Raw genomic sequence first — 25,589 nt, 5'->3', positions numbered from 1 at the left:
CCGCTGGCCTAGCCTTTTGTATCATGCCATAATTTATTGTGATTTCAGTAGGGAGTGGCCATGGCGGCTGGCGATCTGGCCCGCTCGCGCGAGATTTACGTAGCCTTCGCTTTCGCAGCTGCCGATCTGCTGCTCGAAGTCGACGAATACGGGCGCATCACCTTCGCCGTCGGCGCTGCCATGGCACTGACCAGCAAGCCGGCGCGGGCGTTGACCGACCTGCAATTGGTCAACCTGTTCATCCCCCAGGACAACGAACGCGTCGATCGCGCCCTGGTCCGCATGGACGAGGGCGAGCGGGTCCGCCATCTGCTGCTGCACACGCCCGGCGACCAGAACCGTCCGCCCAAGCCGGTGGCGCTGGCCGGCTATCGTCATCCCGACCAGCCCGGCGCCCGTCTGATCGCCCTGACCCATGCCGCCGCGCTGGAAGTCCCCGACGAGAACCGCAATCCGGTCAGCCGGCTGCTGGGGCGCGAGGATTTCTCGGCGCTGGCGCGGCGGATGATGGACGAAGGCAGCATGGGCGGCGACCCCGACCAGTCCTATCAGCTGACCATGGTCGAAGTGCCGCATGTCGAGCAGGTGCGAGCCGCCGTCGGCACCGTCAAGGCCGACGAATTCGTCGCTGAGTTGGGCGAAAGGCTGAAGGCGGCCTCGGTCGGCGGCGACGCGGCGGCCGAGTTGGGCGAAGGACGCTTCGGCATCATCCATTCGCCGCTGGTCAGCGCCGGCGCCATCGAGAATGCCGTCACCGATCTGGTCAAGGCTTTCCTGCCCGACGACAAGGTCCAGCCGATCCAGGCCATGACCCTGGCTCTGGACGCCGCCGGCATCTCGTCGGAGGAAGCCACCAACGCCCTGCTCTATTCGCTGAACCGTTTCGCCCAGGGCGAAAGCATCAGTCTGGACAGCATGGCCCGCGACGTCCGCACCAGCCTGTCCGACACCGTCAGCCAGATCCGCCAGATCAAGGAAACCATCGACCACGGCCGCTTCGAATTGGTGTTCCAGCCGATCATCGATCTGTGGACCGACGTGGTGCACCATTTCGAATGCCTGGTCCGTTTTCCCGGTCAGGCCTCGCCGTTCGAAACGGTGACCTTCGCCGAGAATGTCGGCATCGTCGGCACGCTGGACATGGCCATCCTGAATCGGGCCATCAATTTCATGCGCTCGCCGCAGGGCCGCCACGACGCGCTGCGCTTCGCCGTCAACCTGTCGGGCCGCTCGCTGTCCCATGCGCCCACCGCCCGGCGCCTGCTGGACGTGGTCGCCTCGTGCGCCGACCTTAGGGGCAGGCTGCTGTTCGAGCTGACCGAATCGGCCGAGGTCGATGATCTGCCGTCGGTCAATGGCGTGCTGCAGACCCTGCGCCGACAGGGCTTTCCGGTCTGTCTCGACGATTTCGGCGCCGGCTCGGCCGCCTTCCATTACCTGCGCGCCTTGCAGGTCGATCACGTCAAGATCGACGGCAGCTATATCAAGGACATCACCGACGAAAGTGCGGCAATGCCGTTCCTGCGCTCGATCGCCGCCTTGTGCGGCGAATTGAAGGTCGGCACCATCGCCGAATATGTCGAAACCCCCAAGACGGTGGCGCTGCTGCGCCTGTTGAAGGTCCGTTTCGGCCAGGGCTACATGTTCTCGAAACCGATGCAGCCGGCCCACGACGATGCCGCCCCCACCAAGGGCTGGGCCATCAACAATCTGGTCTGGCACAACGGCTTGCTGGTCTACCGCCCACCGCCACCGCCGAAGAAGGACCCCGCCAAGACCAATGGCGGCGCCGCCTGATTTCGGCTATTGCTTGGCGCCATGAATGCCCCCGTCTCCCTGAATGGCGACATCCCGGTCGGCAACTGGATCGACCGCTGGATTCCCGCCCCGGCCCGGCCCTATTTGCGGCTGATGCGGCTTGACCGCCCGATCGGCACCTGGCTGTTGCTGTTTCCCTGCTGGTGGAGCAGCGCGCTGGCCGCCGAGGGCTGGCCGGACATCCGCCTGTTCATCCTGTTCGCCGTCGGCGCCGTGGTGATGCGGGGCGCCGGCTGCACCGTCAACGACATCGCCGACCACAAGTTCGACGCCCTGGTCGCCCGCACCCAAGGCCGCCCGATCCCCTCGGGTGCGGTCAGCGTGCCCCAGGCATTGGCCTTCCTGGCGCTGCAATTGCTGGTCGGCCTGGCCATCTTGCTGCAATTGCCGCCCTTCGCCGTGATGGTCGGCGCCGCCTCGCTGCTGTTGGTGTTTCCCTATCCGCTGATGAAGCGCATCACCTGGTGGCCGCAGGCCTGGCTGGGCCTGACCTTCAATTGGGGGGCGCTGCTGGGCTGGGCGGCGGTCACCGGCGAGATCGGCCTGCCCGCCTTGGTCCTCTACGCCGCCGGCATCCTGTGGACCCTGGGCTACGACACCATCTACGCCCACCAGGACAAGGAAGACGACATCATGGTCGGCATCAAGTCGACGGCCTTGCGCCTGGGCGATTCCACGCCCGCCTGGCTGGTCGGCTTCTATGGCGGCACCCTGGCCCTGGTCGGCGTTGCCGGCTGGCTGGCCGGGCTGTCCTGGGCCTTCTGGCCGGGATTGGCCCTGGCCGGGCTGCAACTGGCTTGGCAGGTCCGGACCGTCGATATCGACGACGGCGCCGACTGCCTGGACAAGTTCAAGTCCAACCGCTTCTTCGGCTGGGCGCTGCTGGCGGCGATCATCGGGGGCAAATTGGCATGAGCCTGGACATCGACCATTGCCGGGCCTTGATGGCGTCCGATCCGGCCGCCTTCATCCGCGAGGTGACAGGGGTGGCCAGCCCGCCGGCCTGCCCGGAAATCAAACTGCACCTGGCCACCGAGATCACGCCCTTGTGGCAGGCCACCGAGGACGCGCTGGACGGCATGAACGTGCCGCCCCCCTATTGGGCGTTCTGCTGGGCCGGCGGCCAGGCCCTGACCCGCTATGTGCTGGACCACCCCGAGTTGGTGCGGGGCAAGCGGGTGCTGGATTTCGCCGCCGGCTGCGGGGTGTCGGCGGTGGCAGCCGCCATCAACGGCGCGGCCCAGGTCGAAGCGGCCGAAATCGATGCCCTGGCCGGGGCGGCCATCATGAACAACGCCCGCCTGAACGGCGTCGAGGTGGCGGTGGTGCTGGACGATCTGGTCGGCCAGGCCAATCGCTGGGACGTGGTGGTGGCCGGCGACGTCTGCTACGAAAGGCCGATGACCGAGCATATCTGGCCGTGGCTTCGAAAGCTGGCCGCCGAGGGTGCCATGGTGCTGATGGCCGATCCCGGCCGGGCCTATCTGCCCAAGATGGGCCTTCTCGAGGTCGATCGCAGGAACGTCCAGACCAGCCTGGAGTTGGAAGACAAGACCTCACGCGAGGTGGTGGTCTACCGCATCGTGGGGTAAGATGGCGCCAAGCTCCGCGCGAGGCCGCCCATGTCCCATCTGACCATCGAGCAGATCGCCGTCCTGTCGGACAATTACATCCACCTGCTGCACGAGCCGGAAAGCGGTGCTACGGCGGTGGTCGATCCGGCGGTCGCGCCCCCGGTCCTCGAATTGCTGGCGGCCAAGGGCTGGGGCCTGACCCACATCCTTTGCACCCACCATCACGGCGACCATACCGGCGGCAATCTGGACCTGAAGAAGGCGACCGGCGCCCAGGTTGTGGGCGCGCGCAAGGATGCCGAACGCATCCCCGGCATCGATCTGGAAGTGGGGGAAGGCGACACCTTCCTGCTGGGCCACGCGGCGGCGATGGTGTTCGAGACACCGGGCCACACCAGCGGCCACATCGCCTTCTGGTTCCCGGATTCGGCGGCACTGTTTTGCGGCGACACCTTGTTCTCGCTGGGGTGCGGCCGCCTGTTCGAGGGCACCGCCGACCAGATGTGGGCAAGCCTGGCCAAGCTGCGCGACCTGCCCGATCACACCAATATCTATTGCGCCCACGAATACACTGCCGCCAATGGCCGTTTCGCCAAGGTGCTGGATCGCGACAACCCGGCCTTGAAGGCCCGTATCGAGCAGGTGGCGCGGCTGAACGCCCAGGGCCGGTCCAGCATCCCGACCACCATGGAAGACGAGCGCGCCACCAATCCGTTCCTGCGCGCCGACCGCGCCGACATCGCCCAGGCGGTCGGCCTGCCCCCCGGGACCCCGCCAGCCCAGGTATTCGCTGAGTTGCGCCGCCGCAAGGACGTGTTTTGATCTGACCTCTCGGAGAACCGATGATGAAGCTACGCTATTCCCACACCTCTCCCTACGCCCGCAAGGTGTGGATGACGCTGATCGAGTGCGGGCTGGACCACCGGGTCGAGATGGTCCCGACCAACGCCTGGGCCTCGGAAGCCGATCTGACCGCCGACAATCCGCTGTCGAAGGTGCCGGCGCTGATCCTGGAGGACGGCCAGGCCCTTTACGATTCGCCGGTGATCTGCGAGTACCTGGATTCCTTGCATACCGGCCACAAGCTGTTCCCGGCCGACGGCCAGGAACGCTGGCGCCAATTGAAGATCCAGGCCCTGGCCGACGGCATCCTGGACGCCGCCGTGGCCATTCGCGTCGAAGAGACGCTGCGCCCCGAGGATAAGCGCTGGAGCGGCTGGATCGATCGCCAGAAGGCGGCCATCACCCGCTCGCTCGATCATCTGGAAAAGGATATCGGCCACTGGAGCAGCGTCTTCCTGATCGGGCCGCTGACCGTGGTGGCGACGCTGGGCTATCTGGACTTCCGCGGCGCCGTCGGCGATTGGCGCGCCGGCCGTCCGCACCTGGCCCATTGGTACGCCACCACCCATAACCGCCGTTCGGTCCAGGAAACCGAGCCGAAGGAATGAGCGACCAGGCCGATGCCATCATCGCCCGGCTGGGGCTTCGGCCCCACCCCGAGGGCGGTCATTACGCCGAGACCTTCCGCGATGTCGGCACGAACAGCGGGCGCGGCGCCTGCACGGTGATCCACTTCCTGCTGAAGGCGGGCGAACGATCACACTGGCACCGCGTCGATGCCGCCGAGATCTGGGCCTGGCACGCCGGCGGGCCGTTGAAGCTAAGGATCGACGGCACCGAGCTGATCCTGGGCGGCGACGTGCTGGCCGGCCAGGTGCCCCATGCGGTGGTGCCGGCCCATTCCTGGCAGGCGGCCGAGCCGCTGGGCGAATGGGCGCAGGTGTCGTGCGTGGTGGCGCCGGCCTTTTCCTTCGACGGGTTCGAGATGGCGCCGCCGGGGTGGGAGCCTTAGCGCCTGTCTGAGTTTGGCAGAATCCGACTTTCCTCTCGTCACCCTCGGGCTTGACGGGTGGAGGAATTGTGCCCCAGCCTAGACCAAACAGCCCCTAAAGCGGCAAAAGCCCGCGCCGCGCCGCTGCCAGGATGGTCTGGGCCTTGGCGGTGGTGCCCAGTTTTTTGCCGCAATTGGCTAGGTGGAATTCCACCGTCTTGGGCGAGATCCCCAGGATCGAGGCGGTTTCCCACGCAGTCTTGCCCTGGGCCGCCCACAGCAGCACCTCGCGCTCGCGGCCCGACAGTTCGGGCGCGGCCTGGGCGCCGCCCGTATCCGCCTCGCGGGTGGTGAACACCTTCATGATGCCGCCATCGGCCATGGCCCGGCCCTGGACCCGGATCAGGGTGCCGTCGGGCCGACGCCGGGCATAGCTATCGGTCAGGCTGGCCAGACGTTGGCGCACGATCAGCCGGCTCTCGCCGCTGCCATGCTCGCCGCGCGCGATATTGAACTCGACGAAGGCCAGGAACGGCGTGCCGGGAACCATCATCTCGGTCGGAAAGCCCATCATCTCGATCAGGGCGCGGTTCCACGCCACCAGCCTCAGCTCGGCATCGAAGCGGATGATGCCGACCTCCAACTGGTCCAAGGTGTCTTGCAGGATATCCATCACCATCTGCCTCGGAATCCCCCGGGTGGGCTCGGCCCCCATGGTGGCGCAAACTTGTCCGCGTTGCAAAGGAGGCCCGCGATGAAATCCTCGCCCCAGGTCGGTGACCTCTTCACCTTCGCCTTCACCGTCACCGATGCCAAGACGGTGCCGGCCCTTTACCCGGAATCGCGTTCGTTCACCGCCATGCCCGGGGTGTTCGCCACCGGCTACATGGTGGGATTGATGGAATGGGCCTGCATCGAGGCCTTGGCCCCCCATCTGGACGAAGGCGAGGGCTCGTTGGGTATCGCCATCGCCGTCGACCACACCGCCCCCACCCTGCCCGGCCAGACGGTGACGGTAACCGTCACCTGCGACAGGGTCGATGGCCCCCGGCTGGGCTGGAGCGTGGTGGCCCGTGACGAAATCGACCAGATCGGCGCCGGCCGTCACGACCGTGCGGTGGTGGCGTGGGACCGCTTCAACGGCCGTCTGGCGCAGAAGCGGGCGGCCCTTTCGTCCTGATCCGGGCGCCTGATCCCAGGGCGGCGCCGCCGACGATCAGGGCGGCGGCCGTCATCACCCGGGCGTCCAGCTCCCCCTGGCCGAACAGGGCCAGCAGCAGCGTCGAGGCCAAGGGCGTGCCATAGGCGAGCGTCCCCAGGGTGCGGACGTCGCCATGCTTGACGCCGTAATCCCACACGAAGAAGGCCGCCCCCACCGGGCCGGCCCCCATCAGCACCAGCACCAGCCATTCCGTGCCGGAAGGCGCCACCCAGCTTTCGAAGGCCAGGTGGGCGATGGCGGCCAGCAGGGCGGTGGCGGCGCAAAAGCCGGTGACGGCGTCGGACGGCACGGCAGCATAGCGCCGGTTGGCCACCGAATAGCCGGCCCACACCACGGCGCAGGCCAGGGCGGCCAGATAGCCCGGCCAATGGGCCGGATCGAACGAGGCACCGGTCGTCAGCAGGCCGATTCCGGCAAAACCGGCCAGCGCGCCGGCCAGATGGCGGCCCGACAGGCGCTCGCCCGGCAGCAGGGCCGAACCCAGCACGATCAACAGCGGCCACAGATAATTGATCAGATTGGCCTCGATCGACGGCGCCGTCTTCAGGGCCAGGAAGTAAAGGGCGTGATAGCCGAACAGCCCGCCCACCGACAACAGCCAGGCGCCGGCCGGCTGACGCAGCCGGGCCAGCGGGTCAAGGCCGCGCGCCAGCTGCACGGTGATGCCGATCAGGGCCGCCAGTCCGAAGGTCACCGCCACCATCTGAAAAGGGGGCAAGGCGCCGCTGGCGGCGGTCAGCAGCGCCAGGCTGGACCACAGCGCCAGCGCCGCCGCGCCGACCAGGGTGGGGTTCAACGGCCCAGAAGCTTCAAGATCGCCGCCACCGTGGCGGCGGCGCCGTCGGCGATCTGGCCGATGCTGGCATCCAGCATGTAGCAGGGCGAGGTCACCACCTTGTGGGTCTGATCGACCACCACCTCGGCATGGGTGGTCGGGCAATGGGTGGCGCCCATGGCCTCGATGGCGGCGGCGGTACCCTGGTCGGACCCGATGGTCAGCGACACCTTGCCGCCCAACACCTTGGCCAGCACGGCGGGCGCGATGCACAAAGCGCCGATCGGCTTGCCGGCCTGATGCATGGCATTGATGGCCGCCGCGACATCGGCATCGACCGAACAGCCAGGCCCATCGACGGCGAAGCTTGACAGGTTCTTGGCAGCGCCGAAGCCGCCGGGAAAGATCAGGCCGTCGAAATCGGCGGCCTTGAAGGCCGACAGCGGCGAAATCTTGCCGCGCGCGATGCGGGCCGATTCCACCAGCACGTTGCGGCTTTCGGCGGTGGCCTCGCCGGTCAGGTGGTTGACCACATGCATCTGGGCGCGGTCGGGGGCGAAGCAGGCATACGCGCCGCCGGCCCGGTCGATGGCCAGCAAGGTCAGGACCGCCTCGTGGATCTCGGCGCCGTCATAGACGCCGCAACCCGACAGAACCACGGCGAAATTTGGTTTGGTCATGGACTTGCCCCGTTGCCATCTGTACGAAGGAAGGCAGTGTAGCCAAGGAGCCCCCATGTCCGCCACCCCCGCCACTGGCCGTCTGGAAGCGATTTTCGACAAGGCCGCCACCCTGGGCGAGGCGTTGGCCGTGCTGTCGTGGGACATGTCGGCGATGATGCCGGAAGGCGGCGCCCAGGCCCGGGCCGAGCAGATGGCCCTGATCAAGACCATCATCCACCAGACCGTCACCGCGCCCGAGGTGCAAGACCTGCTGGGCGCGGCCGGATCCGAGGCGCTGGACCCGTGGCGGGCCGCCAACCTGCACGAGATGCACCGCGACTGGGTCCATGCGGCGGCGGTGCCGGCCGAGTTGGTCGAGGCCTTGTCCAAGGCGGAATCCACCTGCGAGATGGTATGGCGCGACGCCCGCCCGGCCGCCGATTTCCAGCGCGTGCTGCCGACCCTGAAGCCGCTGCTGGCCCTGGTCCGCGAGGCCGGCCAGGCCAAGTCCGAGGCCCTGGGGGTCGGCATCTACGACGCCCTGCTGGACCAGTACGAGCCCGATGGCCGCTCGGCCGACATCGACCTTGTGTTCGCCGACCTGGAGACCTTCCTGCCCGACTTCATCGAGCGGGCCTTGTCGGTCCAGGCCGCCCGCCCGGCCGCCCTGGCCCTGCCCGGCCCCTTCCCCACCGCCGCCCAGAAGGCGCTGGGCAAGACGATCATGGAGGTGCTGGGCTTCGATTTCGGCCATGGCCGGCTGGATGAAAGCCTGCATCCCTTCTGCGGCGGCATCCCCGCCGACGTCCGCCTGACCACCCGCTATGACGAGGCCCAGTTCACCAAATCGCTGATGGGGGTGATCCACGAGACCGGCCACGCCCTGTACGAGATGGGCCTGCCGGCAGCACCCTGGCGGCGCCAGCCGATCGGGCGGGCGCGCGGCATGCAGATGCACGAAAGCCAAAGCCTGCTGATGGAGATGCAGGCCTGCCGCAGCCGCGAATTCCTGACCTTCGCCGCCCCCTTGCTGCGCGAGGCCTTCCAGACTGAAGGCCCGGCCTGGGAGCCCGACAATTTGGCCCGCCACTTCACCCGGGTCGAGCGCGGCTTCATCCGCGTCGATGCCGACGAAGCGACCTATCCCGCCCACGTCATCATCCGCTATGGCCTGGAAAAGGCCCTGATCGAGGGGCGGATGGAACTGGACGACCTGCCCGAGGCCTGGGACGCGGGCTACCGGCGCCTGCTGGGCATCACGCCGCCCGACGACCGGCTGGGTTGTCTGCAGGATATCCACTGGTTCGGCGGCGCCTGGGGTTACTTCCCCACCTACACCCTGGGCGCGATGACCGCCGCCCAATTGTTCGACGCCGCCAAGAAGGCGGTACCGGGCATTCCCGCCGCCATCCAGCGGGGCGACTTCGCGCCGCTGCTGCTGTGGCTGCGCGAGCATGTCCACGGCAAGGGCTCCAGCCTATCGACCCGGGGCCTGTTGACCCAAGCCACCGGCCGGCCGCTGGATGCCAGCGTGTTCAAGGCGCATCTGGCGGCGCGCTATCTGGTTTAGGGTACGGTCCGATCGGACCAGGGCGTCGTAGAACCCATAGGCATGATGAACCGCAGCGGAGTGTCGGCTTGGTTTTGGCCATGGCAGCGGGCCTATTCAGGCGCGACAACATTCGTTTCCGAGAAATGGGCGTCAATGTCGCGGTGGCCTTCCAGAATGTTCACCACCTCCAACCAGTCCTCGACGTACCGGAAGAAGATGACGTAGCCCTTGTGGGCGATACTGCGGATATCCGTTCGCAGTTCGGGCCGGGCGCGACCGAGGGTGCCGGGCTTGGAGGCGATAGCGTGGCACCGACCACGAAGCTGGGTGATGACCCCCTGGGCGACGGCCACGCTGCCACTCTCGGCGGCGACATAATTCAGGATATCGAGCAGGTCCTGTCGAACCGAGGCTAGATAGACCAGCCGCCTCACGCCCCAATACCCTTGCCCTTCAGCTCCTCGCTGCGGACCGCAATGGCCTGATCCAGTTCGTCCTCGGTGACCTCACCACCTGCGGCAATGGAAGCGTCAAGGGTGGCACGCAGCGCCTTCAGCTTGGCTTCGCGCTCTTCCACCAGCCGCAGCCCTTCGCGCACAACTTCGCTCGCCGAGCTGTAGCGCCCGGCCTTGACGGCTTGCTCCACGAACTGTTCCCAGCGGTCTCCAATGGATACGTTCATTCCAGCGCACTCCTCGAATGGCACGGAGCCATGATAACATATAATGCGCAGATTGTGTTATCGGGCGCGATGGACATGCCCTCGCGCCGGGACGGGTTCGCGCAGGCACACGGCACTGACAGCTCACTTCCGGCCTTGTCTGCCGCAAGCGACACTGCACTCTAACATATTGAAACGATTGCAGTTCCGGTGACAGCGCACTTAATTGACTCCCTTCCCCCTTTCCGCGACACTGGGGAATGAGCCGTCTTGCCCGCCTCGTCGTTCCCGGGCTGCCGCACCACGTCACCCAGCGCGGCAATGGCCGCGCGCAGGTATTCTTTGGCGACGACGACTACGCGTTCTATCGCGCCCTGCTGGAGGAATCCTGCCGCGCCGCCGAAGTCGAGGCGTGAGCCTGGGTGCTGATGCCCAACCACGTCCACCTGATCCTGGTGCCGACGGACGGGGACGGTCTTCGTAGTTCGCTCGCCCCGGTGCATCGCCGCTATGCCGGCCACGTCCATGCCCGCCTGAAACGCACCGGCCATTTCTGGCAGGGCCGCTTCGGCGACGTCGTCATGGACGAGTCCCACCTGGAGGCGGCGCTGCGCTACGTCGCCCTCAATCCCGTCCGCGCCGGCCTGGCCGAACGACCGCAGGATTGGTCATGGTCCAGCGTCCACGCCCACCTGTCCGGAAACGACGACGGCATCACCGCAATCACCCCCATCTTGAGCCGCATTCCGGACTTCAACACCGTGCGCGAGCTGCTGGGGCACTCGGACTACCAGATGACGCTCCGCTACGCCCACCTGGCGCCCGAGCACAAGGCAGCGGCGGTGGCGAAGCTGGTGGCTGAACCCAACGGAGACTCGGGTAATGCGACCAACTCGTGATACAGTGCAACCCAAGGCCCGGACTGTCGAGGGAGGCCCCATGGCCATCGCCGACCTTATTTATGAGCAGAGCAAGAAGCTTCCCGAGCATCTGGCGCGGGAGGTGCTGGATTTCGTCGGCTATCTGGCGGAACGCCAGGAGCGCGACCAGGGACGCGACCTGATCAACGCCCAGGAATCCGCTCTGAAAGCGGTTTGGGATAATCCCGAGGATCAGGCTTGGGATCGTGTTTGAGCGCGGCGACCTTCTTCTGATCCCGTTTCCCTTCTCCGATCTATCGGCGACCAAGAAGCGGCCGGTGCTGGTGCTGACCCGACCGGACGCCTATGGCGACTTCATTGCCCTGGCGGTGACCTCCCGCCCGCAAACCGACCATGGCATCGCGCTGGCCGCCACCGACCTCGTTCAGGGGAGCCTGCCCCTCGCCAGTTGGATTCGCACCGACCGGGCGGTGATCCTCAACGCCAGTCTGGTGGTCAAGGGGTTCGGGCGGGCTTCGGAAAGGGTCATCGCGTCAGCCTTGGCCCGCCTCTGCGCCTATGTCGAGCAGGGCGGCCCGGAGGCTCAGCCCTCCTCGTCTTCGTAGTCCTCGTCATCCTCGGGCGGGTATTGCGGCGGGGCCTTGCCCTTGCGGGCGGTGACGCGGGGATACTTGCCACCGGCCTCCACCTCTCCGAAGCCCAGCACCTCGACGATGAAACGGTGATCATCGCCGTAATCGAACAGGAACTGCCACTTGTTGCCGGGTGCGGTGAATACCTGCCCGACCTTGGTTCGCTTGACGCTTTTGGCGGGCGGGCCGTCATCCATGAAGCCACCATCGCCCATGTCGGCGAACAGCTCATAGCGCACGGTACTGTCGTGAATGTGATAGCCCAGCGCGTCATAGAACCCATAGGCATGGCCGCCAACTGTTCCGGCAGCAGGATCGCCGCTTCGGTCAGGTGTCTATATCGACTACCTTGTAGTTCCGATCTTCCTCAATTTTTGACCCAGCGTCGTCAAGATCGACGCCGCCAATCCATGCGTACTTTCTAGATCCGATGCGGTAATCAACGTTCGAAGTACGGAGAGAGAGTGCGCGGTTTATAGTGCGGCGATAGCGCGTGCCTTCGCCGCGCGTAGAGGGGTACACGTCCTCGCCGGGCAGGGCGCCGAGTTCGTGGCGCAGGAGAAGTTGGTCGGCGGTGCGCTGGATAAACCCCCGCGTCTGGTCGTCTACGGCGAGCAAGGCGTCGATGTCCACCTCCGCAACAGCAGGGTCGTTAGTCCGCAAGCTGACCGGGGTGATGTGTGCCTTACCGAAGATGGCGACCAGATCGGTGGGAACGCGACGCGCGTAGTAGTAGACGCCTCTACGCTGTCGGAGGTTTTTCAGCCCACGTTTCGCCATCTCTTCCATGCCCAATGTGTAACACCAATGTGGCACACACGGAACCTGGAACCGGCAGAAACCCTAGGGCCCTAGGCGTGGAGCGCCTTTGGGGGTGGGTTGGTGGGCCCGGCAGGACTCGAACCTGCAACCAGACCGTTATGAGCGGCCGGCTCTAACCATTGAGCTACAGGCCCCACCGAATTAGGGTACCTTAACGCGAAGCGGCCGGGCGTCAAGCCCGGCCGATTTACGTCAGGACACCCCTAGGTGTCGAGGAAACTGCGCAGCTTGCGCGAACGGCTGGGGTGCTTCAGCTTGCGAAGCGCCTTGGCCTCGATCTGGCGGATGCGCTCGCGGGTCACGGAAAATTGCTGGCCGACCTCTTCCAGGGTGTGGTCGGTGTTCATGCCGATGCCGAAGCGCATGCGCAGCACACGCTCCTCGCGCGCGGTCAGGGACGCCAGCACCCGGGTGGTGGTCTCGCGCAGGTTGGCCTGGATCGCCGCGTCCAGCGGCAGAACCGCGTTCTTGTCCTCGATGAAGTCGCCCAGGTGGCTGTCTTCCTCGTCGCCGATCGGAGTTTCCAGCGAGATCGGCTCCTTGGCGATCTTCAAGACCTTCCTGACCTTCTCCAGCGGCATCGACAGCTTTTCCGCCAATTCTTCCGGGGTCGGCTCGCGGCCGATCTCGTGCAGCATCTGGCGGCTGGTGCGGACCAGCTTGTTGATGGTCTCGATCATGTGCACCGGGATACGGATGGTGCGGGCCTGGTCGGCGATCGAGCGGGTGATCGCCTGGCGGATCCACCAGGTGGCGTAGGTCGAGAACTTGTAGCCGCGGCGGTACTCGAACTTATCGACCGCCTTCATCAGGCCGATATTGCCCTCCTGGATCAGGTCCAGGAACTGCAGGCCGCGATTGGTGTACTTCTTGGCAATGGAAATCACCAGGCGCAGGTTGGCCTCGATCATTTCCTTCTTGGCCTTGCTGGCCTCGCGCTCGCCACGCTGCACGGTCTGGACGATGCGGCGGAATTCGGAAATCGGCAGCGCCGCTTCGTTGGAAATGCCGCCGATCCTGGTCCGGATCTCGCCGATCTCGGTCTTGTGCTTCTCGGAGAAGTCCTTCCACTGCTTGGACTTGACCGAAACGGTGGCGATCCAGTTGGGGTCCAGCTCGCTGCCGAAATAGCTGTCCAGGAAGTCCTGGCGCTTGACCCGGCACGATTCGGCCAGGCGCAGCAGGCGGCCTTCCTGCATCATCAGCTTCTTGTTGAGCCCGTTCATCTGCTCGACCAGCGATTCGATGCGGGCGTTGTTGAGGTGGACGCCTTCCATCAGGCGGACCATCTCGGTCTTCAGCTTGTCGTACTTCTTCTCGATGCTGGCCGACACCGTCTCGCCCTTGGACAGGGCGGCCAGGCGGTCCTTTTGCACCTTCTCCATCTTCTGATGGGTGGCGGCGATGGCCTCGAGGGTTTCCAGCACCTGCGGCATCAGCTGGGCTTCCATGGCGGCCAGCGAAATACCGCTATCCTCGCCCTCGCCTTCCTCGCCTTCGCCCTCGGCCTCGCTTTCCGGCGCCTCGGGTTCGTCCTCGGCGCCCTCGGCGGCCTCGCCCTCGGCGGGGGCCGCCTCTTCCTCGGGGCCGCGTTCCAGGTCCTCTTCGGTCAGTTCGCCGCCGGGGCCGCTGCCGTAGGTGGCGTCCAGGTCGATGATGTCACGAAGCAGCATGCGGCCGGCCTGCAGGGCATCGTGCCAGTCGACCAGGGCGCGGATGGTGATCGGGCTTTCGCAGATGCCGCCGATCATCATCTCGCGGCCGGCTTCGATGCGCTTGGCGATGGCGATTTCGCCCTCGCGGCTCAAAAGCTCGACCGAGCCCATCTCGCGCAGATACATGCGGACCGGATCGTCGGTGCGGCCCAGATCCTCTTCGTCGACATTGCCGCCGGAATAGGCCTCGGTCTCTTCCTCGTCGGCCTCGGCCGGGGCGGCTTCCTCGCCTTCCTCGCTTTCCACGACGTTGATGCCCAGCTCGGACAGCATGGCCATGGTGTCTTCGATCTGCTCGGACGACACTTCGTCGGGCGGCAGGGCGGCGTTCAATTCGTCATAGGTGACGTAGCCGCGTTCGCGGCCCCGCGCGACCATCTTCTTGACGGCGACACCCAAGGTGTCGAGCAGCGGACCGTCCAGGGTCTCTTCCTGGGTCTCGCTGACTTCCGTCGTATTCTGAGCCTTGGTCGCCATGAACTGCCTTGCTCCTGATCTTTGTCCGCTTATGTCCCGACCGGGTCAGAACCCCTGCCGGTCGTCGTCGTCGTCGTCCTTGTCCTCGGCGATGCCGCTGCCCACCTGCTTCAGGGCGGCAAACCGATCAAACGCGCCGGCCGACATGTCCTGGCCGAGTTTCTCGGCGGCCTGGCCGATGTCGTTCGCCAGGCCTCGTTTCCATGCATAGCGCTTGAAAAGACGATCCCAATGCTGCTTGGCCTCGATGATCGTTTCCGGGCGGCCGATCCTGTATTCGTCGGTGTCCAGCAGATGGTCCAGCACCGGGGTTAAACCGTCCGCCCTCAAATGGTCGCAAAACGCATCCGAGTCAAGGTCGTGGACAGTCTGCAGGTGCTTTAGAATCCCGCGTCGAAGGTTGTCAAGGGCGTTGTCCGAAAAGCCGGTCTCGCCCAGGCTTTCGCAGACCTGTTCCAGCAGGGGCGGCTGGTGCAGCAAAAGCGCAAGCAATTGTATCTCGCAGCTTTTCAACCACAAGGGGTCGCTGTCGCCCGCCGGCGGACGCGGCTTGCCGGCGCCGGGCAGACGTCCATCGGGGGCGCGCAGCGGCGGATCGTTGGGCCGACGCTTGAATTGGGCGCGTTGGCCCATGCCCGGTCCGGGATTGGCCCGCTGCGGCCGCAATATCTCGCGCAGGCGATCGCGGAAGGCCGACAGGTACTGCCAGCGCACCGTCTCGTCGGCGATGGCGAAGGCCTTGTCCTTCAAATCCTTCTCGATGGCGGCGCGTCGTTCCGGGGTATCCAGCGGCCGGCCGGCCACCGTCAGGTCGAACAAAACCTCGAACAGGCCGCGCGCCTGGTCCAGCACCGATTGCATGGCGGCCGGCCCCTTGGCCTTGATCAGCGAATCCGGGTCCTCGGGGTGGGGCAGCAATGCGAAGCGCAGGGACTTGCCGGGCTTCAGGATCGGGACCGCCCGCTCGGCGGCGCGGCCCATGGCCCGCTGACCGGCATTGTCGCCGTCGAAGCACAGGATCGGCTCGTCGGCCAGGCGCCACATTTCCTCGATCTGGGCCTCGGTCAGGGCGGTGCCCAAGGGCGCGACGGCGAAGGTGAAGCCAGCCTGGTGCAGGGCGATGACGTCCATATAGCCCTCGGCCGCCAGCACCACGCGCTTCTCGCGCGCCGATTCACGCGCATGGGCCAGGCCGTACAGGGTCGAGCCCTTGTGGAACAGCGGCGTGTCGGGGGAATTCAGGTATTTCGGCTGGCCGTCGCCCAGGGTGCGGGCGCCGAAGGCGACGATGCGGCCGCGGCGGTCGGTGACCGGGAACATCACCCGACCACGAAAGAAATCAAACGCAGCCCCGTCACCCTCGGGCTTCTTCAGCAGCCCGGCCTCGGTCAGCAGCGATTCCGGCGTCGCCTCGCTCATCAACGCCTTCTTCAAGGCTTCCCGCGAATCAGGGGCCCAGCCCAGGCGGAAGCGGGCGATGGTCTCTTCCGACAGGCCGCGATCGCGCAAATAGGCCAAGCCGTCGCGGCCGGCCGGCCCGCGCAGGGATTTCTCGAAGAATTTGCAGGCCGCTTCCATGACGTCGTGCAACGAGGCGCGTCGCGCTTCTTGCTGGCGTTCCTGCGGCGTCGCCTTGGGGACCTCCAGGCCGCATTCGGCCGCCAGCTTCTCCACCGCCTCGGTGAAGGACAGGTGGTTCGCCCGCATCTCGAAGCCGATGGCGTCGCCATGGGCGCCGCAGCCGAAGCAGTGGAAAAACCCCTTTTCCTCGTTGACGGTGAAGCTGGGGGTCTTTTCGTTGTGGAACGGGCACAGGCCCTGTTGCTCGCGGCCCTTGCGGGTCAGCTTGACGCGGCGGCCGACCACGCCGGTCAGCGGCACGCGGGCGCGCAACTCGTCCAGGAACTGGGGCGGGAAGGCCATGATCCGTCAGCCCCCGAACCGGCGAGGGGCTGGGTTCAGCCCCCCAATTCCTTCTTGGTGGCGGCGCTGGCCTTGGTGAAGTCCATGCTGCCGGCGAAGCGTTCCTTCAAGGCGGCCATCACCCGCCCCATATCCTTCAGGCCACCGGCGCCGACCTCGGCGATCACCGCGCGCACGGCGTCCAGGGTCTCGGCCTCGGACAGCTGGCGGGGCAGGAACCGCTCGATGATGGTGATCTCGTCGGCTTCCTGCTGGGCCAGCTCAAGCCGGCCGCCCTGTTCATAAAGGCTGATGCTCTCGCGCCGCTGCTTGATCATCGATTGCAGCATCGACAGGATCTCGTCCTCGGTGATGCCGTCCATGACGTTGCGCGAACGCGCCGCGATATCGCGGTCCTTCAGCGCCGCCAGGATCAGCCGCACGGTGGAAACGGTCCGCGCGTCCTTGGACAGCATGGCGGACTTCAACGCGTCGTTGAGCTGCTGGCGCAGCATGGGACCTCACGGATGAAACTCGGGAAAGGGGTCAAACTAGCCTGAATCGGCCTTTCTGGCAACACCTTTAATTGCTTGAAAACACTCGATTTTACGCAGGGCAGGGAAGTCTTGACTTGGGCGCCGGTTTTCTATAGACCACGCGAAATTTGCCTGCCGCTTCCCGGGCCGCCGGGGCTCCCGCCGGAGGACGTCGCGTCGAGAAAGACACGAGTCCTTGCGCCCGAGTGCGACCTGTAGGCACCCTTGGATTTCCGCCCTGACCGGGGCCTGCTTTTAGGACCGCCATGACCCGACCGCCCGCGCCGAATTTCGACATCCCCCGCCCCCCCCATGCCGATGCCGCCCTGGTGCTGGCCGACGGCACGGTGCTGTGGGGCAAGGGAATCGGCGCTGCCGGCATGAGCGTCGGCGAAGTGGTGTTCAACACCGCCATGTCGGGCTATCAGGAGACCCTGACCGACCCGTCCTATGCCGGCCAGATCATCACCTTCACCTTCCCGCATATCGGCAATGTCGGGACCAACGGCGAGGACATCGAGACCATCACCCCGGCGGCGCGCGGCCTGATCATCAAGGCCGACATCACCGAGCCGTCCAACTGGCGTTCGGCCCAGCACCTGGATGCGTGGCTGAAGTCGCATTCCATCACCGGCCTGGCCGGCATCGACACCCGGGCCCTGACCCGGCGCATCCGCTCGAAGGGTGCGCCCAACGGCGTGGTGGTCCATGCCCCCGGCGGCGTGCCCGATCTGAAGGCGGCGTGGGAGATGGCCGCTGTCTGGCCCGGCCTGGAAGGCATGGATCTGGCGAAAGAGGTCTCTTGTCGCCAGACCTATGGCTGGGACGAGACCGAGTGGGCCTTGACCACCGGCTATGGCCGCCAGGACAGCCCGCGCTTTCATGTCGTCGCCGTCGATTTCGGCGCCAAGCGCAACATCCTGCGCTGCCTGGCCAGCACCGGCTGCAAGGTGACGGTGGTTCCGGCCGACAGCACCGCCGAAGACGTGCTGAAACACGCCCCCGACGGCGTGTTCCTGTCCAACGGCCCCGGCGACCCGGCCGCCACCGGCGAATATGCGGTTCCGATGATCCAGGGCGTGATCAATGCCGGCAAGCCGGTGTTCGGTATCTGCCTGGGCCACCAGATGCTGAGCCTGGCCCTGGGGGCCAAGACCTTCAAGATGGACACCGGCCATCGCGGCGCCAACCACCCGGTCAAGGACCTGGAGACCGGCAAGGTCGAGATCACCAGCCAGAATCACGGCTTCGTCGTCGATGAGAGTACGTTGCCGGCCGGCATCGAGGTCACCCACCGCTCGCTGTTCGACCAGTCGGTGGAAGGCATCAAGGCCGTCGGCAAGCCGGTCTTCTCGGTGCAGTACCACCCCGAGGCCAGCCCCGGCCCGATGGACAGCCATTACCTGTTCGACCGCTTCGTCGAGATGATCGCGCGTTCGAAGTAACAGCCGCCCTTTTCCCGGCGCCGGCCCCTGCCGCGCCGAACCAGAGAATTCTTGGAAGCCGCCACCATGCCCAAACGTACAGACATCCAGTCCATCCTGATCATCGGCGCCGGCCCCATCGTCATCGGCCAGGCGTGCGAGTTCGACTATTCGGGCGTGCAGGCCTGCAAGGCGCTGAAGGAAGAGGGCTACCGGGTCATCCTGGTCAATTCCAATCCGGCCACCATCATGACCGACCCCGGTCTGGCCGACGCCACCTATATCGAGCCGATCACCCCGGACATCGTCGCCAAGATCATCGAGAAAGAGCGCCCCGACGCGCTGCTGCCGACCATGGGCGGCCAGACCGCGCTGAACACCGCCATGGCTTTGGCCGATCAGGGCGTGCTGGAGAAGTTCGGGGTCGAGATGATCGCCGCCAAGCGCGACGTCATCGCCAAGGCCGAGGATCGGCTGCTGTTCCGCGACGCCATGGACAAGATCGGCCTGGACAGCCCGAAATCGAAGGTGGTCAAGACCCTGCAGGAAGCCCGCGACGCTTTGGATTTCGTCGGCCTGCCGGCGATCATCCGCCCAAGCTTCACCCTGGCCGGCACCGGCGGCGGCATCGCCTATAATATCGAGGAATACGAGACCATCGTCTCGGGCGGCCTGGCCGCCAGCCCGGTCCATGAAGTGCTGGTCGAGGAATCGGTGCTGGGCTGGAAGGAATACGAGATGGAGGTTGTCCGCGACAAGAAGGACAACTGCATCATCATCTGTTCCATCGAGAACGTCGATCCGATGGGCGTCCATACCGGCGATTCCATCACCGTCGCGCCGGCGCTGACGCTGACCGACAAGGAATACCAGATCATGCGCAACGCCTCGATCGCGGTGCTGCGCGAGATCGGCGTCGATACCGGCGGCTCGAACGTGCAGTTCGCGGTCAACCCGAAGGACGGCCGCATGACCGTCATCGAGATGAATCCCCGCGTGTCGCGCTCGTCGGCGCTGGCCTCGAAGGCCACCGGCTTCCCGATTGCCAAGGTCGCCGCCAAGCTGGCGGTCGGCTATACCCTGGACGAGCTGGCCAACGACATCACCGGCGTCACCCCCGCCAGCTTCGAGCCGACCATCGATTACGTCGTCACCAAGATTCCGCGCTTCACCTTCGAGAAGTTCCCCGGTGCCGACCCGAACCTCACCACCTCGATGAAGTCGGTGGGCGAGGCGATGAGCATCGGCCGCACCTTCCAGGAAAGCCTGCAAAAGGGCCTGCGCTCGATGGAGACCGGCCTGACCGGCTTGAACGAGGTGGAAATCCCCGGCGCCTCGGCCGCCGACCGCAAGGACGCCGTCAGGAAGGTGCTGGCCCGGCCGCGCCACGACCGCCTGCTGGTCATCGCCCAGGCCTTCCGCCTGGGGCTCACCGTCGCCGAGGTGCAGTCGGCCTGTTCCTACGACCCGTGGTTCCTGGAGCAGATCAAGGCCCTGGTCGAGGCCGAGGAAGAGGTCCGCGCCAAGGGCCTGCCCATCGACGCGCCGGGCATGCTGCGCCTGAAGAAGATGGGATTCTCGGACCAGCGTCTGAGCCAATTGTCGGGCAAGACCCTGGTGGAAACCACGTTCCGCCGCGAGGTGTTGAACGTCAAGCCGGTGATGAAGCGCATCGACACCTGCGCCGCCGAGTTCCCGTCATCGACCGCCTATATGTATTCCTGCTACGAGGGCGACGGCATCAACCCGGCCGAATGCGAATCCGATGTCTCGGACCGCGACAAGGTGATCATCCTGGGCGGCGGGCCGAACCGCATCGGCCAGGGCATCGAGTTCGATTATTGCTGCGTCCATGCCGCTTACGCCCTGGATGATGCCGGCAAAGAGACCATCATGGTCAATTGCAACCCGGAAACGGTATCCACCGACTACGACACCTCGGACCGCCTGTATTTCGAGCCGCTGACCGCCGAAACGGTGATCGAGCTGGTTCGCAAGGAACAGACCCGCGGCCGGGTGCTGGGCTGCATCGTCCAGTTCGGCGGCCAGACGCCGCTGAAGCTGGCCCATGCGCTGGAGCAGGCCGGCATCCCGATCCTGGGCACCAGCCCCGATTCCATCGACCTGGCCGAGGACCGCGAGCGCTTCCAGCTGCTGCTGCAGGAGCTGGGCCTGAAGCAGCCGCCCAACGGCACCGCCCGCTCGCTGGACGAGGCCAAGGCGGTGGCCGACCGCATCGGCTATCCGGTGGTGATTCGTCCCAGCTTCGTCCTGGGCGGCCGCGCCATGCAGATCGTCTATGATCACGAGGCGCTGGAACGCTATATGAAGGAAGCGGTGGTGGTGTCGGGCGACGACCCGGTGCTGATCGATTACTACCTGAAGGACGCCATCGAGGTCGATGTCGACGCCCTGGCCGACGGCACCGACGTCTATGTCGCCGGCATCATGCAGCATATCGAGGAAGCCGGCATCCATTCGGGCGATTCCGCCTGCTCGCTGCCGCCCTATTCGCTGGACGCCAAGACCCAAGCCGAGCTTGAGGCCCAGACCATCAAGCTGGCCCGCGCGCTGAACGTGGTCGGCCTGATGAACGTGCAGTACGCGGTCCAGGACGGCACCATCTACATCCTGGAAGTCAACCCGCGCGCCAGCCGCACCGTGCCCTTCGTCGCCAAGGCCACCGGCATTCCGATCGCCAAGATCGCCGCCCGCGTGATGGCCGGCGAGACCCTGGCCAGCTTCAACATCAAGAAGGAAAAGCTGGATCACGTCGCCGTCAAGGAAGCGGTGTTCCCGTTCGCCCGCTTCGCCGGCGTCGATATCCTGCTTGGCCCGGAAATGAAGTCCACCGGCGAGGTGATGGGCATCGACCGCGATTTCGCCCTGGCCTTCGCCAAAAGCCAGCTGGGTGCCGGTTGCGTGCTGCCGACCAAGGGCTGCGCCTTCATCTCGGTGCGCGAAGGCGACAAGCCGGCCATGGTCGAAGTGGGCCGACGCCTGCTGGCCATGGATTTCTGCCTGATCGCCACCGAAGGCACCGCCAAGTATCTGCGCGGCCACGGTCTGACGGTGGATATCGTCAACAAGGTGCTGGAAGGCCGGCCCCATTGCGTCGATGCGATGATGAACGGCCAGGTGCAATTGGTGGTCAACACCACCGAGGGCAGCGTGGCGGTGAAGGATTCCTTCTCGATCCGCCGCACCGCGCTGCAGCTCAACATCCCGCACTACACCACGGTCGCCGGGGCTCGGGCGGCGGTCGAGGCGATCGAGGCGCTTCGCACCGGAGCGCTTGATGTCGCGCCGTTGCAATCGTACTTTAAAAGCTCGTTCTGACGCGGGGGCTTTGAGACGTATGGAAAAAATTCCGATGACTCCGGGTGGGCTGATCCAGCTGGAGGACGAATTGCGGACCCTGAAGTCGGTGGAACGGCCGGCGGTGATCAAGGCCATCGCCGAGGCGCGTGAGCACGGTGACCTGTCGGAAAACGCCGAGTACCACGCCGCCCGCGAGCGCCAGAGCTTCATCGAGGGCCGGGTCGCGGAACTGGAAGACATCATCAGCCGCGCCCAGGTGATCGACGTCACCCAATTGTCGGGCGATCAAGTGCGTTTCGGCGCCACCGTCACCCTGGCCGACGAGGATGCCGAGGACGAGGTGGTCTACACCATCGTCGGTGCCCACGAGGCCGACATCAAGTCGGGCCGCATGAGCGTGCACTCGCCGCTGGCCCGCGCCTTGATCGGCAAGCATATCGGCGACACCGTCGAGGTGACCGCGCCGGGCGGCTCGAAGTCCTACGAAGTCATCGACGTCAAGTTCGTCTGACGCACCTGCGATCGAGGGGCGGGGGATCATGAAGCCCGAAGAGATTTTTGGCAACCTGACGGCGTTCCAGCATGCCCTGGCCGGCCATTTCGATTGGCTGCACCGCTGGTATCAGGCGATCCTGCACCGGGATTCCGGCGCCACCATCCCTGACGCCGCCGCCGCCGTCTGCCCGTTCGACCAGTGGCTGCGCCGGGCCGAGCGGACCGAGTTCGCCGCCTTTCCCGGTTTCGTCAGCCTGGGGGTCCAGCACGAGGCGGTGCACGACAAGGCCGAGCAATTGTCGGTCCGCGCGCGGGCCGGCCAGACCGTCACCACCTCGGATTACGAGACCTTGATGGTGTCGGTGCTGGATTTCGGCGCCACCGCCCAGGCGCTGGAACGCGAGGTATGGACCGCGCTGGCCACCGTCGATCCGCTGACCGGGCTGGGCAACCGCCAATCGATGCGCACCCACCTGATCGGCGAGCGCGACCGCGCCATCCGCCAGAAGCAGCCGCTGTCCCTGGCGCTCACCGACATCGACCATTTCAAGCGGGTCAACGACACCTTCGGCCACGCCCAGGGTGACAAGGTCCTGCGCGAGGTGGCCCAGGTGCTGCGCAACACCGTGCGCCCCTATGACGTGGTCTACCGCTATGGCGGCGAGGAATTCCTGATCTGCCTGCCCGGCACCAGTGTCGAGGTCGGCGCCCAGGTGCTGGAACGCATCCGCACCAACATCGAAGCCCTGCAACTGGACGACGACAAGGGTGCGCCCATCCCGGTCACCGCCACCTTCGGCATCGCCGCCATCACCGCCGAGACCTCGATCGAGGACGCCATGGAGCAGGCCGACAAGGCCCTGTACGACGGCAAGCGCGGCGGCCGCAACCGCGTGGTGATCTACGACGGCGACTGACCATCCGGTCCTTGCCGTGGCGGCGGGAATTGCCTACCCTTTGGTTGCAGGACCAAAGGAGCGGGTGTATGGAGTGGCGGAATCTTGATCTGTGGGCCGGGCTGAACCTGCCAGACGACCATCCTTTGCGACGATTGGTCGTCAGCGTACTGGAAAAGGCCGTCCCGGTCGCCGATGCGCAGATCCTTGACGACTTCACATTGCATGATTCCGGCCATGCCGCCCGCGTGGCGGCCCGAATGTGGCAGTTGATGCCTCCGGCCACGCAGGCCGGCCTGCACGCCGAGGAACGCGCCCTGCTGCTGTTGTCGGCCTATCTGCACGACATCGGCATGAGCCCCAATCACGGGCTGGTGCGCAGCCTGTACAGACATCTTCGCGACGGCACCGACGCGCCCGAGGACGAGGCTGACGCCCTGCGTCGATGGATGGACGAACACGCCCCGGACGAGGAAATCCCGCTGATCGAAAAAGAGGGGGCCTCGCCCCTGGACCGGGTCGCGCTGCTGGTCACCCATTACTGCCGCTCGCGCCATGTGGCATGGAGCGAGACATGGATCGCCGCCCACGTCACGGACTGCGACTTCGCTCCCGGCTTTCGCGAGGCACTGACCAAATTGTGCGCCAGCCATCACTGGGACGGGGCCGAAGTGGTCAGCCTGGACCCGCTGCCGCTGCCCGGCGAAGGGGCTCGCCAGGCCAATCTGCGCTACATGGCGACATTGCTGCGGGTGGCGGACGTGCTAGAGATCAGCCCCGACCGCGTCCCGCCGGTGATCCGCGACCATAACGCCATCTCGCCGGGAAGCGCGCTTTACTGGGCCAAGGACCTGTGTTCCGCCGTCACCTGCCGGCAGAGCGAGACCGGGGCCGAGGTGGTGTTGGCCGCCAATCCCGACCATGCCCGCGTGCACCGGGCCATCCTCGAGACCTGCGACCAGATCGACACCGAATTGGCGCAGGCCAAACGGCACGCCGATGGCGGCGAACTGACCGCCAAGCTGACCGACGCCCCCGGACGCTATCAATGGCCATGGCCGCTGGCCACCACCCGGCAGATCCATCCTTTGCGCGATGCCTATCGCTATATCGACGGCAGTTTCCGGCCCGATGTGCCGCGCCTGCTGTGGATTCTGGCCGGGACCGATTTGTATGGCGACCCGCTCGCCGCCATCCGCGAATTGCTACAAAACGCCTTCGACGCGGTGCGCTGGGCCATCGCCCAGACGGTGTGCGACGGACTGGATGCCGATCCCGGACTGAACGCCGAGGAAGAACGCGCCAACCAGGCCGCCGCCCATCGGGTGACGCTGAAACTAGAGGGGGGTGGAAAGGACCCACTGTGGCTGGTCTGCACCGATGACGGCATCGGCATGACCGCCGATCAGATCGAACGCCGCCTGCTGGTCAGCGGCTCGGCCCGCCGCCCGGACCAAAGCGCGCTGGAACGGCGTTACCGCGCCCACGGCTTCTCGGCCGAACTGACCGGCCAGTTCGGCATCGGCGCACTCAGCTATTTCATGCTGGCCGACCGGGTCGAGATCACCACCCGCTCGCTGGTCAGCGCCACCGGCGCCTGGACCTTCGTCACCGAAGGGATCGGCGATTTCGGCGAATTGCGCCCGTCGTCCCGAACCGCCATCGGAACCGAGGTGCGCTTGCGCCTGCGGCAAAAGCTTACCCGTGACGGCGGCGATGTCCCCCTTACCGACGCGACCACCGTCGCCGCCGCCATCGGGACCTATCTGTTGGAAACGGTGATCCACACCCCATGCGCCGTCACCTGCCCCGGACAGGACGGCAAACCGCGGCACGCCCGCCCCGGCTGGTTCCGTCCACTGGATTGGTATGGGCCGACCGTGGTTTCACATTTTGATGATGTCGGTCCATTGTTCGACGCAAATGACAATGATGGAAGTCCCCGTGCGAGCGAACGCCGCGAGGCCATCAGACTCATGCGCCAGCGTGTGTTAGCGGGCCTGACATGGGAGGAGGAATCGTGGGCGATCTCCAGTGCTGAACACGGTGTAGCACTGAGAATCCGAGCTTTGCGACCTATGTTCCAGTCGTCGGCGGGACCAATTCCCGTTTGGATTGACGAAGAGGACGACATTGTCCTTGACTATCGACACATGACGCCAACAGCAACGGTATCAACCGCTTGGCGCGGGATGGCTATCGCTTCCATATGGGAACAAGACGGGGATGGAGATGACTATTTGGACGAGTGGTGGCACCTAGCAGCCTGTCGGACTCGAGCTTTCGGCGGAGTACGTGGGGCGGTAGTTCCGTTGGATCGCCTGGGACTGGGGCGTGACCGTCTGGCCGGGTGGATGCTGGGGAGATCGCCCGGCGCGCCCGGTTTTGTA

General features: G+C 65.9%; 27 protein-coding genes and 1 tRNA gene. 17 read left to right on the top strand and 11 right to left on the bottom strand.

Annotated features, from left to right (window positions below; translation table 11 throughout):
• Positions 1-60 precede the first annotated feature (60 nt).
• The 6 genes from A6A05_RS06870 to A6A05_RS06845 are packed head-to-tail and all read left to right on the top strand — an operon-like array spanning position 61 to position 5,247.
• A complete protein-coding gene (locus A6A05_RS06870) occupies positions 61-1,797 on the top strand; it encodes an EAL domain-containing protein (protein ID WP_068498766.1) in 1,737 nt (578 codons plus the stop codon).
• Between the two features lie 21 nt (positions 1,798-1,818).
• Positions 1,819-2,733, top strand: coding sequence for a 4-hydroxybenzoate octaprenyltransferase (gene ubiA / locus A6A05_RS06865; protein ID WP_068498765.1), 915 nt, complete (start codon positions 1,819-1,821; stop codon positions 2,731-2,733).
• The gene (locus A6A05_RS06860; protein ID WP_245644214.1) at positions 2,730-3,410 is read left to right on the top strand and encodes a class I SAM-dependent methyltransferase; all 681 of its coding nucleotides are present in this window, start codon (positions 2,730-2,732) and stop codon (positions 3,408-3,410) included. The genes ubiA and A6A05_RS06860 overlap by 4 nt, the downstream gene beginning before the upstream one ends.
• A 30-nt stretch (positions 3,411-3,440) precedes the next feature.
• Positions 3,441-4,214 carry a hydroxyacylglutathione hydrolase gene (gene gloB, locus A6A05_RS06855; protein WP_068498762.1) on the top strand — a complete coding sequence of 258 codons (774 nt, stop codon included), beginning with the start codon at positions 3,441-3,443 and terminating at the stop codon, positions 4,212-4,214.
• 20 nt (positions 4,215-4,234) lie between these two features.
• Positions 4,235-4,843 (top strand): glutathione S-transferase N-terminal domain-containing protein, encoded by a 609-nt coding sequence (locus A6A05_RS06850; RefSeq protein WP_342670016.1) that lies wholly within the window; start codon positions 4,235-4,237, stop codon positions 4,841-4,843.
• Positions 4,840-5,247, top strand: a complete 408-nt coding sequence (locus A6A05_RS06845; protein ID WP_068498760.1) for a cupin domain-containing protein — start codon at positions 4,840-4,842, stop codon at positions 5,245-5,247. The genes A6A05_RS06850 and A6A05_RS06845 overlap by 4 nt, the downstream gene beginning before the upstream one ends.
• A 94-nt stretch (positions 5,248-5,341) precedes the next feature.
• Here A6A05_RS06845 and A6A05_RS22085 read toward each other — a convergent pair whose 3' ends face one another.
• A complete protein-coding gene (locus A6A05_RS22085) occupies positions 5,342-5,899 on the bottom strand; it encodes a PAS-domain containing protein (RefSeq protein ID WP_172822213.1) in 558 nt (185 codons plus the stop codon).
• 81 nt (positions 5,900-5,980) lie between these two features.
• On the opposite strand from A6A05_RS22085, the gene A6A05_RS06835 reads away from it, so the two are divergent.
• Entirely contained in the window at positions 5,981-6,406 is a 426-nt protein-coding gene (locus tag A6A05_RS06835; protein ID WP_068498756.1) for a thioesterase family protein, read from the top strand.
• On the opposite strand, the gene yddG is transcribed toward A6A05_RS06835, so the two are convergent.
• Positions 6,363-7,244, bottom strand: coding sequence for an aromatic amino acid exporter YddG (yddG, locus tag A6A05_RS06830; protein ID WP_068498755.1), 882 nt, complete (start codon positions 7,242-7,244; stop codon positions 6,363-6,365). The two genes, A6A05_RS06835 and yddG, sit on opposite strands and share 44 nt — an antisense overlap.
• A complete protein-coding gene (gene elbB / locus A6A05_RS06825) occupies positions 7,241-7,903 on the bottom strand; it encodes an isoprenoid biosynthesis glyoxalase ElbB (protein ID WP_068498752.1) in 663 nt (220 codons plus the stop codon). The genes yddG and elbB overlap by 4 nt, the downstream gene beginning before the upstream one ends.
• A 55-nt stretch (positions 7,904-7,958) precedes the next feature.
• Between elbB and A6A05_RS06820 the strand changes: the two genes are divergently transcribed.
• The gene (locus A6A05_RS06820) at positions 7,959-9,455 is read left to right on the top strand and encodes a carboxypeptidase M32 (protein WP_068498751.1); all 1,497 of its coding nucleotides are present in this window, start codon (positions 7,959-7,961) and stop codon (positions 9,453-9,455) included.
• Between the two features lie 92 nt (positions 9,456-9,547).
• Here the strand turns inward: A6A05_RS06820 and A6A05_RS06815 are convergent, their stop codons facing one another.
• On the bottom strand, positions 9,548-9,871 hold the full coding sequence (locus tag A6A05_RS06815) for a type II toxin-antitoxin system RelE/ParE family toxin (protein ID WP_068498749.1): 324 nt from the start codon (positions 9,869-9,871) through the stop codon (positions 9,548-9,550).
• On the bottom strand, positions 9,868-10,119 hold the full coding sequence (locus A6A05_RS06810) for a type II toxin-antitoxin system ParD family antitoxin (protein WP_068498747.1): 252 nt from the start codon (positions 10,117-10,119) through the stop codon (positions 9,868-9,870). The genes A6A05_RS06815 and A6A05_RS06810 overlap by 4 nt, the downstream gene beginning before the upstream one ends.
• A 239-nt stretch (positions 10,120-10,358) precedes the next feature.
• Between A6A05_RS06810 and A6A05_RS21465 the strand changes: the two genes are divergently transcribed.
• Genes A6A05_RS21465 through A6A05_RS06795 form a run of 4 tightly spaced genes read left to right on the top strand, consistent with a single transcriptional unit; the run spans position 10,359 to position 11,584 of the window.
• Positions 10,359-10,514 (top strand): hypothetical protein, encoded by a 156-nt coding sequence (locus tag A6A05_RS21465; protein WP_216635769.1) that lies wholly within the window; start codon positions 10,359-10,361, stop codon positions 10,512-10,514.
• A 12-nt stretch (positions 10,515-10,526) separates the two neighbouring features.
• On the top strand, positions 10,527-10,997 hold the full coding sequence (locus tag A6A05_RS21460; RefSeq protein WP_216635768.1) for a transposase: 471 nt from the start codon (positions 10,527-10,529) through the stop codon (positions 10,995-10,997).
• A gap of 40 nt (positions 10,998-11,037) precedes the next feature.
• Complete coding sequence (locus tag A6A05_RS06800; RefSeq protein ID WP_068498745.1) at positions 11,038-11,232, top strand: DUF2281 domain-containing protein; 195 nt, start codon at positions 11,038-11,040, stop codon at positions 11,230-11,232.
• Positions 11,225-11,584: a type II toxin-antitoxin system PemK/MazF family toxin gene (locus A6A05_RS06795; protein WP_068498743.1), complete on the top strand. Its 360-nt coding sequence runs from the start codon at positions 11,225-11,227 to the stop codon at positions 11,582-11,584. The genes A6A05_RS06800 and A6A05_RS06795 overlap by 8 nt, the downstream gene beginning before the upstream one ends.
• Here the strand turns inward: A6A05_RS06795 and A6A05_RS06790 are convergent.
• From A6A05_RS06790 to A6A05_RS06765, 6 genes are all read right to left on the bottom strand, one after another.
• The gene (locus A6A05_RS06790; protein ID WP_342670017.1) at positions 11,563-11,865 is read right to left on the bottom strand and encodes an IS1096 element passenger TnpR family protein; all 303 of its coding nucleotides are present in this window, start codon (positions 11,863-11,865) and stop codon (positions 11,563-11,565) included. The two genes, A6A05_RS06795 and A6A05_RS06790, sit on opposite strands and share 22 nt — an antisense overlap.
• 73 nt (positions 11,866-11,938) lie before the next feature.
• Positions 11,939-12,391 carry a DUF6538 domain-containing protein gene (locus A6A05_RS06785; RefSeq protein WP_216635767.1) on the bottom strand — a complete coding sequence of 151 codons (453 nt, stop codon included), beginning with the start codon at positions 12,389-12,391 and terminating at the stop codon, positions 11,939-11,941.
• 100 nt (positions 12,392-12,491) lie between these two features.
• A tRNA-Ile gene (locus A6A05_RS06780) sits at positions 12,492-12,567 on the bottom strand.
• A gap of 69 nt (positions 12,568-12,636) precedes the next feature.
• Positions 12,637-14,625, bottom strand: a complete 1,989-nt coding sequence (gene rpoD, locus A6A05_RS06775; protein ID WP_068498737.1) for an RNA polymerase sigma factor RpoD — start codon at positions 14,623-14,625, stop codon at positions 12,637-12,639.
• A gap of 45 nt (positions 14,626-14,670) precedes the next feature.
• The gene (dnaG, locus tag A6A05_RS06770) at positions 14,671-16,548 is read right to left on the bottom strand and encodes a DNA primase (RefSeq protein WP_068498734.1); all 1,878 of its coding nucleotides are present in this window, start codon (positions 16,546-16,548) and stop codon (positions 14,671-14,673) included.
• A 35-nt stretch (positions 16,549-16,583) separates the two neighbouring features.
• Positions 16,584-17,042, bottom strand: coding sequence for a GatB/YqeY domain-containing protein (locus tag A6A05_RS06765; RefSeq protein WP_068498732.1), 459 nt, complete (start codon positions 17,040-17,042; stop codon positions 16,584-16,586).
• Positions 17,043-17,329: 287 nt separating this feature from the next.
• Between A6A05_RS06765 and carA the strand changes: the two genes are divergently transcribed.
• The 5 genes from carA to A6A05_RS06740 form a co-directional block, all read left to right on the top strand.
• On the top strand, positions 17,330-18,508 hold the full coding sequence (gene carA, locus A6A05_RS06760) for a glutamine-hydrolyzing carbamoyl-phosphate synthase small subunit (protein ID WP_068498730.1): 1,179 nt from the start codon (positions 17,330-17,332) through the stop codon (positions 18,506-18,508).
• Between the two features lie 66 nt (positions 18,509-18,574).
• Positions 18,575-21,826: a carbamoyl-phosphate synthase large subunit gene (gene carB / locus A6A05_RS06755; protein WP_068498728.1), complete on the top strand. Its 3,252-nt coding sequence runs from the start codon at positions 18,575-18,577 to the stop codon at positions 21,824-21,826.
• Between the two features lie 19 nt (positions 21,827-21,845).
• On the top strand, positions 21,846-22,319 hold the full coding sequence (gene greA, locus A6A05_RS06750) for a transcription elongation factor GreA (protein ID WP_068498726.1): 474 nt from the start codon (positions 21,846-21,848) through the stop codon (positions 22,317-22,319).
• A 28-nt stretch (positions 22,320-22,347) separates the two neighbouring features.
• Positions 22,348-23,220 carry a diguanylate cyclase gene (locus A6A05_RS06745; protein WP_068498725.1) on the top strand — a complete coding sequence of 291 codons (873 nt, stop codon included), beginning with the start codon at positions 22,348-22,350 and terminating at the stop codon, positions 23,218-23,220.
• Positions 23,221-23,288: 68 nt separating this feature from the next.
• The coding region (locus A6A05_RS06740) for an HD domain-containing protein (RefSeq protein ID WP_156520943.1) at positions 23,289-25,589 on the top strand (2,301 nt) is incomplete at its 3' end.

The sequence above is a fragment of the Magnetospirillum moscoviense genome (assembly GCF_001650635.1).
GTDB classification, from domain to species: Bacteria; Pseudomonadota; Alphaproteobacteria; order Rhodospirillales; family Magnetospirillaceae; genus Magnetospirillum; species Magnetospirillum moscoviense.
Note: the sequence above shows the minus strand (reverse complement) of the source record. Positions and strands in the feature narration are given on the sequence as shown.